This window comes from Rhizobium sp. SRDI943, from assembly GCF_057653695.1.
This window is the reverse complement of the sequence record NZ_CM172787.1, coordinates 1,422,022-1,435,847: the sequence shown is the minus strand read 5'-3', so window position 1 is coordinate 1,435,847 and position 13,826 is coordinate 1,422,022. Positions and strand designations below refer to the sequence as shown.

Below are 13,826 nucleotides of genomic sequence, written 5' to 3'. Positions count from 1 at the left end.
GATGTCGGCGGCAATTTCCCGGGAGCCGCCTCCCTCGCTTAAACGAGAATAACCGCTGGATGCGGCGAAACTTCCCTCCCGGGCCGACACGGATACGGCGCCCGGTGGGACCGGCGTGCGCCGCATTGGCAGCGCACGCCCTATCAAGTGCTTACTCGGCCGCGTCGGGCAGCTGAGCTGCCTGCGCCTCGTCAAGCTTGGTGTTCTCGAGCTCGACGCTGAGGCCCAGTGAGCGCATTTCCTTGACGAGAACGTTGAAGCTTTCCGGAATACCGGCTTCGAACGTGTCGTCTCCTCGGACGATGGCTTCGTAGACCTTGGTGCGGCCGGCGACGTCGTCCGACTTCACCGTCAGCATTTCCTGCAGCGTGTAGGCCGCGCCGTATGCTTCGAGCGCCCAGACTTCCATTTCGCCGAAGCGCTGGCCGCCGAACTGCGCCTTGCCACCCAGCGGCTGCTGAGTCACGAGCGAGTAAGGACCGATCGAACGAGCATGGATCTTGTCGTCGACCAGGTGGTTGAGCTTCAGCATGTAGATGTAGCCCACCGTCACCTGACGGTCGAACTGCTCACCGGTACGGCCGTCATAGAGCGTCGACTGACCACTATCCTTGAGACCTGCCAGACGCAGCATGTCGTTGACGTCGGCTTCGTTCGCGCCGTCGAAAACAGGCGTCGCAATCGAAACGCCGCGCTTCCACTGGTCGGCGAGGCGCAGAACAGAGTCGTCGTCGAACTCATGGACCTGTTCGGCCTTGGGGCCGTCTCCGACGACATCGCCGATGGTCTTGCGCAGCGGCTCAATGTTGCCATTGGCCTTGTATGCGTCGATCAGTTCGCCGATCTGGCGACCCATGCCGGCGCAAGCCCAACCCAGATGCGTTTCCAGGATCTGGCCGACGTTCATGCGCGAAGGCACGCCGAGCGGGTTCAGAACGACATCGACATGCGTGCCGTCTTCGAGGAACGGCATGTCCTCCACCGGCACAATGCGCGAGACGACGCCCTTGTTCCCGTGACGGCCGGCCATCTTGTCGCCGGGCTGGATCTTGCGCTTTACGGCGACGAAGACCTTGACCATCTTCATGACGCCAGGAGGCATTTCATCGCCGCGCTGGACCTTTTCGACCTTGTCCATGAAGCGCTGTTCGAGGCGCGACTTGGATTCGTCGTACTGGCCGCGAAGCGCTTCGAGCTCGCTCTGGACCTTTTCGTCTTCGACCGCGAACATCCACCACTGCGAGCGGGGATATTCGGAGACGACGGCGTTCGAAAGCTCGGCTCCCTTCTTGAAGCCCTTCGGGCCGGCGATGGAGGCCTGGCCACGCAGCATCTCGATCAGACGGCCGTAGACGTTACGGTCGAGGATCGCCTGCTCGTCGTCACGGTCCTTTGCCAGACGCTCGATTTCTTCGCGCTCGATCGCCATCGCGCGCTCGTCCTTTTCAACGCCGTGGCGGTTGAAGACGCGGACTTCGACGATGGTGCCGTAGGTGCCGGGCGGCATGCGCATGGAGGTGTCGCGCACGTCGGAGGCCTTTTCGCCGAAGATGGCGCGCAGAAGCTTTTCTTCCGGCGTCATCGGGCTTTCGCCCTTCGGTGTGATCTTGCCGACGAGGATATCGCCCGGCTGAACTTCGGCGCCGATATAGACGATGCCGGCTTCGTCGAGGTTCTTCAGTGCTTCTTCCGAAACGTTCGGAATATCGCGGGTGATTTCCTCAGGACCAAGCTTGGTGTCGCGCGCCATCACTTCGAATTCCTCGATGTGGATGGAGGTGAACACGTCGTCGGCAACGATACGCTCGGAGAGCAGAATCGAGTCTTCGTAGTTGTAGCCGTTCCAGGGCATGAACGCGACGAGCGCGTTGCGGCCGAGTGCCAGGTCGCCGAGATCGGTCGACGGGCCGTCGGCGAGGATGTCGCCGCGGTTGACCTCGTCACCGACGGTGACCAGCGGACGCTGGTTGACGCAGGTGTTCTGGTTCGAACGCTGGAACTTCTGCAGGCGGTAGATATCGACGCCGGATTTGCCGGCTTCGAGGTCTTCCGTGGCGCGGATAACGATACGCGTCGCGTCGACCTGGTCGACCACGCCGCCGCGGCGGGCGCCGATGGCGGCACCGGAGTCACGGGCGACGACCGGCTCCATGCCGGTACCGACGAACGGGGCTTCGGCACGCAGCAGCGGCACTGCTTGACGCTGCATGTTCGAGCCCATGAGCGCGCGGTTGGCGTCGTCGTTTTCCAGGAACGGGATGAGCGCGGCTGCGACCGAAACGACCTGCTTCGGCGAGACGTCCATCAGGTTCATGCTGTCGCGCGGGGCGAGCATGACTTCGCCGGCATGACGGCAGACGACGAATTCGTCGACGAAGGAACCGTCAGCGTTCATCTCGGCGTTGGCCTGGGCGACGTAATACTTCGCCTCTTCCATGGCGGAGAGGTAGAGCACGTCGCTCGTCACCTTGCCGTCGACGATGCGGCGGTACGGGCTTTCGATGAAGCCGTACTTGTTGACGCGGGCAAAGGTCGCAAGTGAGTTGATGAGACCGATGTTCGGGCCTTCCGGCGTTTCGATCGGACAAATGCGGCCATAGTGGGTCGGATGCACGTCGCGGACTTCGAAGCCGGCGCGCTCACGGGTCAGACCGCCCGGGCCAAGAGCCGAAAGACGACGCTTGTGGGTGATTTCCGAGAGCGGATTGACCTGGTCCATGAACTGCGAGAGCTGCGAGGAACCGAAGAATTCGCGCACGGCAGCGGCGGCCGGCTTGGCGTTGATCAGATCCTGCGGCATGACCGTGTCGATCTCGATCGAGGACATGCGTTCCTTGATCGCGCGCTCCATGCGCAGCAGGCCGAGACGGTACTGGTTTTCCATCAGCTCGCCCACCGAACGGACGCGGCGGTTGCCGAGATTGTCGATGTCGTCGATCTCGCCCTTGCCGTCGCGCAGTTCGACCAACATCCTGACCACGGCCAGGATGTCGTCCTTGCGCAGGATGCGGACGGTGTCTTCGACGGTCAGGTCGAGGCGCATATTCATCTTGACGCGGCCGACGGCGGAGAGGTCGTAACGCTCCGCATCGAAGAACAGCGAGTTGAACATGGCTTCAGCCGATTCCATGGTCGGCGGTTCACCCGGACGCATGACGCGGTAGATGTCGAACAGAGCGTCCTGACGGTTCTCGTTCTTGTCGGCTGTCAGCGTGTTGCGGATATAGGCGCCGACATTGATGTGGTCGATGCCGAGAACCGGGATCTCGTCGAAGCCGTTCGCCAGGATGATGCCAAGCGTCTTCTCGTCGATTTCGTCGCCGGCCTCGAGGTAGATTTCACCCGTCGAGTAGTTGACGATGTCGCCGGCGAGGTAGTTGCCATACAGATCGTCGTCGGCGGCCTTGAGGGCCTTCAGCCCCTTGTCGGACAGCGTGCGCAGCAGGCGCGGGGTCAGCTTCTTGCCGGCTTCCACGACGACTTCGCCGGTATCGGCGTCGACCATCTCGGTGATCGCCTTGGCACCCTTCAGCGTTTCCGGCTTGAAGGGAATGCGCCAGCCTTCGCCGTCGCGCTTGTAGAGCGACTTCGTGTAGAAGGTGTCGAGAATTTCCTCGCCGTCCATGCCGAGCGCCATCAGCAGCGAAGTGACAGGGATCTTGCGGCGGCGGTCGATACGAGCATAGACGATGTCCTTGGCGTCGAATTCGATATCGAGCCAGGAACCGCGATAGGGGATGACGCGCGCAGCAAAGAGCAGCTTGCCGGACGAATGGCTCTTGCCCTTGTCGTGATCGAAGAAGACGCCCGGCGAACGGTGCATCTGGGAGACGATGACGCGCTCGGTGCCGTTGACGATGAACGTGCCGTTGTTGGTCATGAGCGGCATGTCGCCCATGTAAACGGACTGTTCCTTGATGTCCTTGATCGACTTCGCGCCGGTATCCTCGTCAATATCGAACACGATGAGGCGCAGCGTCACCTTCAGCGGCGCTGCATAGGTCAGGTCGCGCTGACGGCATTCGTCAACGTCGAACTTCGGCGGTTCGAACTCGTAGGACACGAATTCCAGCATGGATGCGCCGGAGAAATCGGTGATCGGGAAAACCGACTTGAAAACGGCCTGAAGACCCTCGTCGGGTCGGCCGCCCTTCGGCTCTTCAACCATCAGAAACTGGTCGTAGGACGCCTTCTGAACCTCGATGAGGTTCGGCATTTCTGCGACTTCGGGGATCTTACCAAAAAACTTGCGTACGCGCCTACGACCGTTGAACGAAAGGGTCTGAGCCATCGTCGCTCCTTCAAAATCTTGCACCCGGGCCTGCAACGGACGGGAACCGATGGCCAGTCGATCCCGTCAATCAATGAGTAATTCAATCTCGTCCGACCCCAGAAAACGCTCAGCTCGGATTGCTGTGCTGCCCTCGGTGCGAGACCATCCTTTTGAAGAACCCATTACCCAAAAGCCGTTTCGACGCGGCTTTTGGGTAATTCGTTCAGAAAAACGGCAAATGGGAGGCAGTAAAGATACTGCCTCCCAAAGCAGTTCAAGATTACTTGACGTCGGCCTTGGCGCCAGCGTCTTCAAGCTTCTTCTTGATGTCAGCAGCTTCAGCCTTGTTGACACCTTCCTTGACAGCCTTCGGAGCGGCTTCAACGAGATCCTTGGCTTCCTTGAGGCCGAGACCAGTGATGGCGCGGACTTCCTTGATGACGTTGATCTTGTTGGCACCAGCTTCGACGAGGATGACGTCGAATTCGGTCTTTTCTTCTTCAACGACAGCAGCAGCAGCACCGCCGGCAGCGGCAGCAACAGCTACCGGAGCAGCAGCGGAAACGCCCCACTTTTCTTCGAGAAGCTTCGACAGTTCTGCAGCTTCCAGAACGGTCAGCGAGGAGAGGTCGTCAACGATCTTTGCGAGATCAGCCATTTTACTAGTTCCTTTGTTCGGTTCGAACCGGTTGATTATAAACAGCGAAAAACCGCCTTACGCGGCTTCGTCCTTCTTGGCGTAGGCCGCAAACACGCGGGCAAGCTGGCTTGCCGGTGCTGCAACAACCCCAGCGATGCGGGTAGCCGGTGTCTGGATCATGCCCAGCAGCTTCGCACGCAGCTCATCGAGCGAAGGCAGGGTCGCAAGCGACTTGACTGCTTCGGCGTTGAGCGTGGTTGTTCCCATGGCGCCACCCAGAACAATGATCTTGTCATTGGTCTTGGCGAAATCCATGACGACCTTCGGAGCGGTGATCGGATCGGTGCTGTATGCAATCAGCGTCTGACCCTTGAAGAGATTGGTCATCCCTTCCGCTTCCGTACCCTGAAGGGCAATCTTGGCCAGGCGGTTCTTCGCGACTTTGACGGTACCGCCAGCTGCACGCATCTTCGAACGAAAGTCGTTCATCTGCGCGACTGTGGCACCAGCATAGTGGGCCACGACAACTGATCCCGAAGCCTTGAAGACTTCGTTCAGTTCCGTGACGAATTCGCGTTTTTCCGCTCTTTCCACTGCCTATCTCCAGTTGGCGGGACCGAAAATGGGCCCGCCGGTTGCCTTTTGCCTCCTGGGATCATGCGAGATCCCAAGCGACGCTTGAGGATCCTGTCCCCCCGCGCTCTCGCGCCAATCAAGGCTAAAGAGGCACAAGGCATCCAAGGCTCGAACCGAGTTCCTAGAAGCGAACTTCATGCAATTCGGGTCTTACCCGTCTCATGCAGGCACAGTGATTAAGGGAAAACCACCTGCAATCTCGGACAGGATTCCGGATTTCTCCGGAATATTCCGGCCCCTTGCGAGGCCGGAAATTCAGTCGCCGGGCTTAAAGCCCGGCCATAAACTTACGCAGCCGGAGCACCGGTGACCGAGCCGGGCTCGATCTTGACGCCCGGGCCCATGGTCGAGGAAATCGCCACGCGCTTGACGTAGTTGCCCTTGGCGCCAGCCGGCTTCGCCTTGATGACTGCGTCAGCAAAGGCGCGGATGTTTTCTTCCAGAGCCTTGGCGTCGAACGAGGCCTTGCCGATACCGGCATGAACGATGCCAGCCTTCTCGACGCGGAACTCGACAGCGCCGCCCTTGGAAGCCTTGACGGCTCCGGCGACATCCATAGTGACGGTGCCGACCTTCGGGTTCGGCATCATGCCGCGGGGGCCGAGAACCTTACCGAGACGGCCGACGAGCGGCATCATATCGGGGGTGGCAATGCAGCGATCGAATTCGATCTTGCCGCCCTGGACAATTTCGACAAGCTCTTCGGCACCGACGATATCAGCACCGGCGGCCTTGGCTTCGTCAGCCTTGGCGCCACGAGCGAAGACGGCAACACGAACCGTACGGCCCGTGCCGTTCGGCAGGTTGACGACGCCGCGGACCATCTGGTCCGCATGGCGCGGGTCGACGCCGAGGTTCATCGAGACTTCGATGGTTTCGTCGAACTTGGCGACAGCCCGTTCCTTGACCATGCCAATGGCCAGGGTCAGAGCGTAGAGCTTGGTGGGATCAACACCTTCGTTGATCTTCTGCGTGCGCTTACCAGCCATGATCTTAACCCACCACTTCCAGACCCATGGCGCGGGCAGAGCCCTCTATCATCGCCATTGCACCTTCGATATCCGCTGCGTTCAGATCCTTCATCTTGGCTTCTGCGATCGACTTGATCTGAGCCTTGGTGAGGGAGCCGGCCTTGGCACCCTTGCCGGGCGTCTTGGAACCGGACGTGATCTTCGCTTCCTTCTTCAGCCAGTAGCTGACCGGCGGCTGCTTCATCGCGAAGGTGAAGGACTTGTCCTGGTAATAGGTAATGACGACCGGAATCGGCATGCCCTTTTCCATTTCCTGCGTGGCGGCATTGAACGCCTTGCAGAATTCCATGATGTTAATGCCACGCTGACCAAGCGCCGGACCAATCGGCGGGGACGGGTTTGCCGATCCTGCCTTGACCTGAAGCTTGAGCTGGCCTGCAACTTTCTTAGCCATATCTCTCTGCCTTTCATGAACGGCCGGTCGCCCGGCCCGTGATGCCGGATCTCTCCGGCGGCTGCGGTTGCGTGGTGCGGATCATTAGGGTCCGGCTAAGACCCCTCACCTTCCACGCGGATGCGGACAAGGTCCGCAGGAAACAGGCCGCAAGGGCCAGCCTCCAGTTTCTGCAATCAGACCTTCTCGACCTGAGCGTATTCCAACTCGACCGGCGTTGCGCGGCCGAAGATCGACACTTCCACCTTCAGGCGCGAACGCTCTTCGTCCACATCCTGAACCGTGCCGTTGAACGAAGCGAACGGGCCGTCGGAAACGCGGACCTGCTCGCCGATCTCGAAGGTAATCGAGGCCTTCGGCCGCTCGACACCTTCCTGGACCTGACCGAGAATGCGCTCGGCTTCATAGTCCGGAATCGGAACGGGCTTATTGTCGGAACCAAGGAAACCCGTGACCTTCGGCGTATTCTTGATCAGGTGATAGGCTTCGTCCGTCAGATTGGCGCGAACCATGACATAGCCCGGGAAAAACTTGCGCTCGGAATCGACCTTACGGCCGCGACGCACTTCCACCACCTTTTCGGTCGGCACGAGGATCTTCTCGAACAGGTGCTCAAGCCCCTTCTGGCGAGCCTTGTTCTCGATATCTTCAGCCACCTTCTTTTCAAAATTGGAATATGCGTGGACGATGTACCAACGTGCCGCCATTTTCATCTCCACCCGTATCAGTTGCCGGTATTCAGCACGAAGCTCAGAGCCCAGCCAATCAGCTGGTCAGCGGCAAAGAAAAACAGCGCGGCGAAAACCACCATCACCAGCACCATGACCGTCGAGATCATGGTCTCGCGGCGCGACGGCCATGTAACTTTGGACGTCTCGGAGCGAACCTGCTGCAGAAACGTAAACGGATTGGATTTGGATGCCATCGACTGCCCACGCAATTACGGCGCGTAAAGCTGAAACTATCAGCCCCACGCACCGCGTGTCTGTTGAACCCTAAATAAACACCGATTTCCGAATACACAAGAGGGAAACCGAAGTTTAACGAAATTACTTGCCACCAATCAATCCCCGGCCGGAAATGCCGCGAGCATGTCCGCGCTGTCCCGCATCCAGGAAAATGGCAGGGGCAGTAGGGCTCGAACCTACGACCTGCGGTTTTGGAGACCGCCGCTCTACCAACTGAGCTATACCCCTTCATACCGATCATTCAGCGCCTGGGCCAAGGCCCGCAAATCGCTGCTGAAAAGCATGGCGCTCCCTTTAAGACGACGACACGGGATTGGCAAGCACGATTTTCGATTTTCAAGGCCATTCTCCTGATATGCGAGCGATCGGCCTTTCAGTCGCGGAACCACGGTCCATTCAGACCTTCACATATTTCCGCCAATCGTGTTCTTCCTTAAAACCCAGCACCTCGCGGATCTTGCGGTTGGAGAGCAGGCCCTCATATTCGCCGATCTCGCGGGTGAAGGGCACGTTCGGAAAGAATCGCTTCGCAAGCTCTTTCGATGGCGTATTGGCCGAGACGGTGTCGTTGGCGGCGTTGAAGACCTGGTAGCCGAGGCCGTCCTTCTCGATGCAGAGATGGCAGATCTGCCCGAGGTCGCGGGCGTCGATATAGCTCCAGGCGATTCGCTTGCGCATCTCGGGATTGGCGAAAAAGGTCGGAAACTTCTCGTATTCGTCAGGCTCGATGACGTTGCCGATGCGCAACGCATAGATGTCGAAGCCCGAACGTTCGGCAAAGGCGCGCGCCGTCTTTTCGTTGACCACTTTGGAAAGGCCGTAGGAATCCATCGGATTGACGTCGTAGTCCTCCTCTAGCGGGAACTGGTGGAAATCGCGATGGCCTTCGGCGAAGCAGACGCCGTAGGTCGTCTCGCTCGATGCGACGATGATCTTCCGGATGCCGAGTTTCACCGCCGCCTCGATGACATTATAGGTGCCCATCGTGTTGATACGGAAGGTTTCGTTGTCGGGCTTGATCAGGATGCGCGGGATGGCGGCGAAATGCACGACGGCGTCGAAGGGCTGTACGCCCCTGCCCGCGTCGAGATCGGGAAAATCGCGATGCATCGAAAGCGCGTTGAAGACCTGACCGCTATCGGTGATGTCGGCGATGAGATTGGTGACGCCGGGGCTATCGAGCGGCACGAGATCGAGGTTGTGAACCTCGTAGCCGGCATTGACGAGCCACGGCACCGCATGGCGACCTGCCTTGCCCGAACCGCCGGTGAATAGAATACGTCTCTTCATGGAATATCCTCCGCGTCATGAAATCGGAGGCATAGATAGACGCTTCCGCGCGAAGAGCAAGCGAGCGTCCTGCAAGGGTTCACCCCCGCGTCGCCAGGAGCATCCTATCCGGGAGCACCTGACCGATCATTTCCGATCACCGCAGAACCCTGCGATGTTCGGCAAAGGTCGTCACTTGACGACACTTACCTCGCCAATCTGCACTACGGCAGACTGAACAACTTCTTGCGGTATTGCAGCGATGAAAAACATCGTGAAAACATACATCGCGAATATCGTCGCAGCGAATGTGGCCTTTGGAATCATCCGGGCTCTCCTCTTTGCAAGGAGGAGTCTGGACTACATTGACCCAATCACAAACCGGTTTCTGAACGTGAGATGAACAAAATACTGTGACAGGCCAACTTAACGATATTTTTACAACACCTGTTAAACCTACAGGAAGCCATCAAAATGAAAAACCCCGCTGTTTCCAGCGGGGTCTTCATAATTGCGGATAACTCGAAAGTTACTCGACGATCGACGCGACGATACCGGCGCCGACGGTGCGGCCGCCTTCGCGGATCGCGAAGCGCAGCTTTTCTTCCATCGCGATCGGAACGATCAGCTCGACCGATACCGTGACGTTGTCGCCCGGCATGACCATTTCCGTGCCTTCCGGCAGCGTCACAATGCCCGTCACGTCGGTCGTGCGGAAGTAGAACTGCGGACGGTAGTTGGTGAAGAACGGCGTATGACGGCCACCCTCTTCCTTCGTCAGGATGTAGGCTTCAGCCATGAACTTCTTGTGCGGCTTGACCGAACCCGGCTTGCACAGAATCTGGCCACGCTCAACGCCATCACGGGTAACGCCGCGGATCAGCGCGCCGATGTTGTCGCCGGCCTGGCCCTGATCGAGCAGCTTGCGGAACATTTCAACGCCGGTCACCGTCGTCTTCGTCGTCGGACGGATGCCGACGATCTCGACTTCTTCGCCAACCTTGACGATACCACGCTCGACGCGGCCGGTCACAACCGTACCGCGGCCAGAGATCGAGAACACGTCTTCGATCGGCAGCAGGAACGGCAGGTTGATCGGACGCTCAGGCGTCGGGATGTAGGCGTCGACAGCAGCCATCAGTTCGCGGATCGAATCCTCGCCGATCTTCTTGTCCGAATCTTCAAGAGCAGCAAGCGCCGAACCCTTGACGATCGGGATATCGTCGCCCGGGAAGTCGTAGGACGACAGCAGTTCGCGAACTTCGAGCTCGACCAGTTCGAGAAGCTCGGCGTCGTCAACCTGGTCGACCTTGTTCAGGAACACCACGATCGCCGGAACGCCAACCTGGCGAGCCAGCAGGATGTGTTCGCGCGTCTGCGGCATCGGGCCGTCAGCGGCCGAGCACACCAGGATCGCGCCGTCCATCTGGGCAGCACCGGTGATCATGTTCTTGACGTAGTCGGCATGGCCGGGGCAGTCGACGTGGGCGTAGTGGCGGGCCGGCGTCTCGTATTCAACGTGAGCCGTCGAAATCGTGATGCCACGCGCCTTTTCTTCCGGAGCCGCGTCGATCTGGTCGTACGCCTTGTACTCACCGAAGTACTTCGTGATCGCTGCCGTCAGAGACGTCTTACCGTGGTCAACGTGGCCAATCGTGCCAATGTTGACGTGCGGCTTGTTGCGCTCAAACTTACTCTTTCCCATTTGAATGCTTCCTGTGAACGAAAATGGTGGCCCCGGCGAACCGGTTTAGTGCCGCCGTTTAAGGCTTTCGGCGACATTGCGCAAGACTTAATTGCAGACGCCATTCTTGGCCTGACAGCGCATATGGGAGACAATTCGCCGCCTGCAAGGCGATTCGCCAAAGCCCCCTCGAAAATCGCTGAAATCTTAGAGAAAATCGCATCGACCGCCTGAGACGCGCCATAGACGTTCGGCGTCGAGCGCCCTTCCCTGCCCGCCGACAGCCACAACCGTCAGCTTCTCCGCCAGCGCCGGAGACATCTCGGGACTACCGCGGCAGCGGTCGTATGAAGTCGAGTAGCGGAAACTGGAGCGGGTAGCGGGAATCGAACCCGCGTATTCAGCTTGGAAGGCTGCTGCTCTACCATTGAGCTATACCCGCGCGGGTGGTCCGATCCGATGACGAATGGTGGAGAGAGTTGGATTTGAACCAACGTAGGCTGAGCCAACGGATTTACAGTCCGTCCCCTTTAACCACTCGGGCATCTCTCCAGTTTTTCGTCCGGATCGCAAGACCAAGTTCGTCAGACTTCGAAGCGTTGCCGCCCGTCGTCTGCGCCGCGTATATGACCGGAGCATTTCAGTCTGTCAACACGATGACAACGGAAAAAACACGAAAAATTTCATTCGCCGCCGAAAGCCGGCATATGAAAGAAAGCCTATGCGGCAGCGAGCGCCATGGCTATAAAGCTGCATGAGCAAAGACAACAAATCCGGCGGCAAGACCGCGACAGACCCATCCGCCAAGGATACGCATTACGCCACTCTGCGGCGCGCCCACCGTGACGCCAAGCGCGAACGCGGGGAGATTCCGACGCCTCAACCGCAGAAGCGAAAGCGCGGCGGTGACGACTGGAAGCCGCCGGCGCTTGCGCCCGACCAGGTGCATCTCTATGGCCTGCATACGGTGCGTGCAGCGCTCGACAATCCCGAGCGCAAGAAGATCAAGCTGTTCGTAACGCAGAACGCACTGGCGCGCCTCGAAGTCGACGTCGAAGCGCTCGGCATGCCCTTCGAGATCGTCTCGCCGCAGGAGATCGACAAGGTGCTCGGCCCCGAGGCGATCCATCAGGGCGTCATGCTGGAAACACGGCCGCTTCCGGTCCGCCGGCTCGAAGCGCTGAAGGAAAGCCCTCTCCTGCTCGTCCTCGATCAGGTGACCGATCCGCACAATGTCGGCGCGATCATGCGCTCGGCCGTCGCCTTCAATGCGGGTGCGGTCATCACCACCCAGAGACATAGCCCGACCGAATCGGGCGTGCTCGCCAAGTCCGCCTCCGGCGCGCTGGAACTGATACCTTATATACAGGTGACCAATCTCGCCGATGCGCTCGGTGAATTGCACAAGCTCGGTTTCTCCACCATCGGTCTCGATTCGGAAGGGCCGGCGCCACTCGAAGGCACCTTCTCGGGCGAGAAGGTGGCGCTGGTGCTCGGCTCCGAGGGCAAGGGACTTCGGCAGAAGACGCGGGAAACCGTCAACGCACTTGCCCGTCTCGACATGCCGGGCGCGATCAAATCGCTCAACGTCTCGAACGCAGCGGCAATCGCGCTTTATGCGGCGCGGCTCCACCTGAAGGCATAGGCTGGCCCGCAGGCAGTCATTCAAAGTGCTACAGAGTCCTATGCGCGTCTGAAAAGACGCGCAGCGCTGTCGTCGCGACAAAGGGGAATTGTCATGATCCGTTTCGTCCCTAGGCTCGCGGCTTCGGCGGCAGCACTCCTCGTCTGCGGTTTCGCATACGGGCAGGATATCGATCCCGATATTCTCAAAGCGCAGGCCGGGACATATCTCGTTGCCGCGGAAGACGGAGGAGCCGGATGCCGGCTGACGCTGGAAACCGGCGAAGCGATCGGCGGCTATTCGCTCTCCGGTCAGGACTCCTGCATCAAGCCGCTGCCGGCACTTGCCGAAGCCTATTCCTGGAATTTCGACGGCAATGGCGGCGTCATCCTGATCGATGCGACGCGCAAGGTGCTCGCTCGCTTCGTCGAGAACGAAGGTTCGCCGATGAAGACGGAGGATGGTGCGGCGCTGTTGCTGATCGCGGCCCCTGACGGCGTCGATCGCCTGCCGACCGTCAGCAGCCTTGCCGGGACATGGACGATGCAAAGACCGGACGGCGAAAGGCTCTGCGGCGTGACGCTCAACGGCGATGTCGATGCGGACGGCAACGCGCTGCTGTCACTTTCCGAAGATTGCGCTGCCAATGTCGCCAGACTGAAGCTCGCAGTCTGGCATATCGAGGGTTTCGGGCTGACGCTGATGGGCCGTGACGGTTCGTCGCTTGGCTTCGACATGCGCGCCGACGGCAATTTCGATAAGTCGAAGGAGGAAGGTGGTAAGCCGCTTTCGCTCGTCCGCCGCTAACCCGCAGCCAGGCTCCGATGACGGAAAAATCCACTTTTGCCTTGGAATGACGCCCCGGGGCACTATGATCGGGCGATGTCCGGTTGTAGCGACCAGCTCAGAAGCAAGAAGGAACGATCCCTATCATGGCCATTCGACCGCTGATTTTCGGTATCCTCTTCATCGCGGTCTTCGTCGTGATTATCATCAGCATCATCTGGGTGGACACATCGCACCCAATCCACCAGCCCGATCCCCTGTCGCCGACGGCGCCCGGCCCCGCGACGCCGGGACAGGTACAATAATACTGGCAGGAACGCGGACGGCGATCATGCGTTAATCCCGGAATCGAACGAGGATTGAACGCCTATGCGTATAATGATCGCCGTCGTCGCCTTCATGATTGTCTCCGTGCTCAGCATCGCGATCATGTCGCCCTCCGGCGCTGGACAGACCGGCAATGGCGACAGGATAGAGGCGAGCGTCAACGAACCCGTCACTCAATGAGTAAGGCCCGGATG

General features: G+C 59.5%; 13 protein-coding genes and 3 tRNA genes. 4 read left to right on the top strand and 12 right to left on the bottom strand.

The annotated features are described in order from the left end of the window. Nucleotides 1–151: 151 nt before the first annotated feature. The 12 genes from rpoB to AC245Y_RS07170 all read right to left on the bottom strand — a co-directional run bounded on the left by rpoB (nt 152) and on the right by AC245Y_RS07170 (nt 11,447). A complete protein-coding gene (gene rpoB, locus AC245Y_RS07225) occupies nt 152–4,291 on the bottom strand; it encodes a DNA-directed RNA polymerase subunit beta (protein ID WP_012757017.1) in 4,140 nt (1,379 codons plus the stop codon). A 262-nt stretch (nt 4,292–4,553) separates the two neighbouring features. Continuing rightward, on the bottom strand, nt 4,554–4,931 hold the full coding sequence (gene rplL / locus AC245Y_RS07220; RefSeq protein WP_003547523.1) for a 50S ribosomal protein L7/L12: 378 nt from the start codon (nt 4,929–4,931) through the stop codon (nt 4,554–4,556). Between the two features lie 57 nt (nt 4,932–4,988). After that, a complete protein-coding gene (rplJ, locus tag AC245Y_RS07215; protein WP_012757016.1) occupies nt 4,989–5,507 on the bottom strand; it encodes a 50S ribosomal protein L10 in 519 nt (172 codons plus the stop codon). Between the two features lie 329 nt (nt 5,508–5,836). Continuing rightward, a complete protein-coding gene (rplA, locus tag AC245Y_RS07210) occupies nt 5,837–6,538 on the bottom strand; it encodes a 50S ribosomal protein L1 (RefSeq protein WP_012757015.1) in 702 nt (233 codons plus the stop codon). 4 nt (nt 6,539–6,542) lie between these two features. Beyond that, complete coding sequence (gene rplK / locus AC245Y_RS07205; RefSeq protein WP_003547518.1) at nt 6,543–6,974, bottom strand: 50S ribosomal protein L11; 432 nt, start codon at nt 6,972–6,974, stop codon at nt 6,543–6,545. 176 nt (nt 6,975–7,150) lie between these two features. Beyond that, nucleotides 7,151–7,681 (bottom strand): transcription termination/antitermination protein NusG, encoded by a 531-nt coding sequence (gene nusG / locus AC245Y_RS07200; protein WP_003547516.1) that lies wholly within the window; start codon nt 7,679–7,681, stop codon nt 7,151–7,153. Between the two features lie 17 nt (nt 7,682–7,698). Continuing rightward, complete coding sequence (gene secE, locus AC245Y_RS07195) at nt 7,699–7,899, bottom strand: preprotein translocase subunit SecE (RefSeq protein ID WP_003558522.1); 201 nt, start codon at nt 7,897–7,899, stop codon at nt 7,699–7,701. 195 nt (nt 7,900–8,094) lie between these two features. Further along, nucleotides 8,095–8,170 (bottom strand) — tRNA-Trp (locus AC245Y_RS07190). 168 nt (nt 8,171–8,338) lie between these two features. Then, the gene (locus AC245Y_RS07185; protein ID WP_012757013.1) at nt 8,339–9,232 is read right to left on the bottom strand and encodes an NAD-dependent epimerase/dehydratase family protein; all 894 of its coding nucleotides are present in this window, start codon (nt 9,230–9,232) and stop codon (nt 8,339–8,341) included. A gap of 508 nt (nt 9,233–9,740) precedes the next feature. Then, entirely contained in the window at nt 9,741–10,916 is a 1,176-nt protein-coding gene (tuf, locus tag AC245Y_RS07180; protein ID WP_012757012.1) for an elongation factor Tu, read from the bottom strand. Nucleotides 10,917–11,263: 347 nt separating this feature from the next. Continuing rightward, nucleotides 11,264–11,337: transfer RNA gene (locus AC245Y_RS07175), tRNA-Gly, on the bottom strand. A gap of 25 nt (nt 11,338–11,362) precedes the next feature. After that, nucleotides 11,363–11,447 (bottom strand) — tRNA-Tyr (locus AC245Y_RS07170). A gap of 202 nt (nt 11,448–11,649) precedes the next feature. On the opposite strand from AC245Y_RS07170, the gene rlmB reads away from it, so the two are divergent. The 4 genes from rlmB to AC245Y_RS07150 all read left to right on the top strand — a co-directional run bounded on the left by rlmB (nt 11,650) and on the right by AC245Y_RS07150 (nt 13,812). Then, nucleotides 11,650–12,540, top strand: a complete 891-nt coding sequence (rlmB, locus tag AC245Y_RS07165) for a 23S rRNA (guanosine(2251)-2'-O)-methyltransferase RlmB (RefSeq protein ID WP_017993646.1) — start codon at nt 11,650–11,652, stop codon at nt 12,538–12,540. 93 nt (nt 12,541–12,633) lie between these two features. Then, nucleotides 12,634–13,326, top strand: coding sequence for an AprI/Inh family metalloprotease inhibitor (locus AC245Y_RS07160; protein WP_017993645.1), 693 nt, complete (start codon nt 12,634–12,636; stop codon nt 13,324–13,326). A gap of 125 nt (nt 13,327–13,451) precedes the next feature. Beyond that, nucleotides 13,452–13,610, top strand: a complete 159-nt coding sequence (locus AC245Y_RS07155) for a hypothetical protein (RefSeq protein WP_003558513.1) — start codon at nt 13,452–13,454, stop codon at nt 13,608–13,610. A 64-nt stretch (nt 13,611–13,674) separates the two neighbouring features. Next, nucleotides 13,675–13,812: a hypothetical protein gene (locus tag AC245Y_RS07150; RefSeq protein ID WP_017993644.1), complete on the top strand. Its 138-nt coding sequence runs from the start codon at nt 13,675–13,677 to the stop codon at nt 13,810–13,812. Nucleotides 13,813–13,826 lie beyond the last annotated feature (14 nt).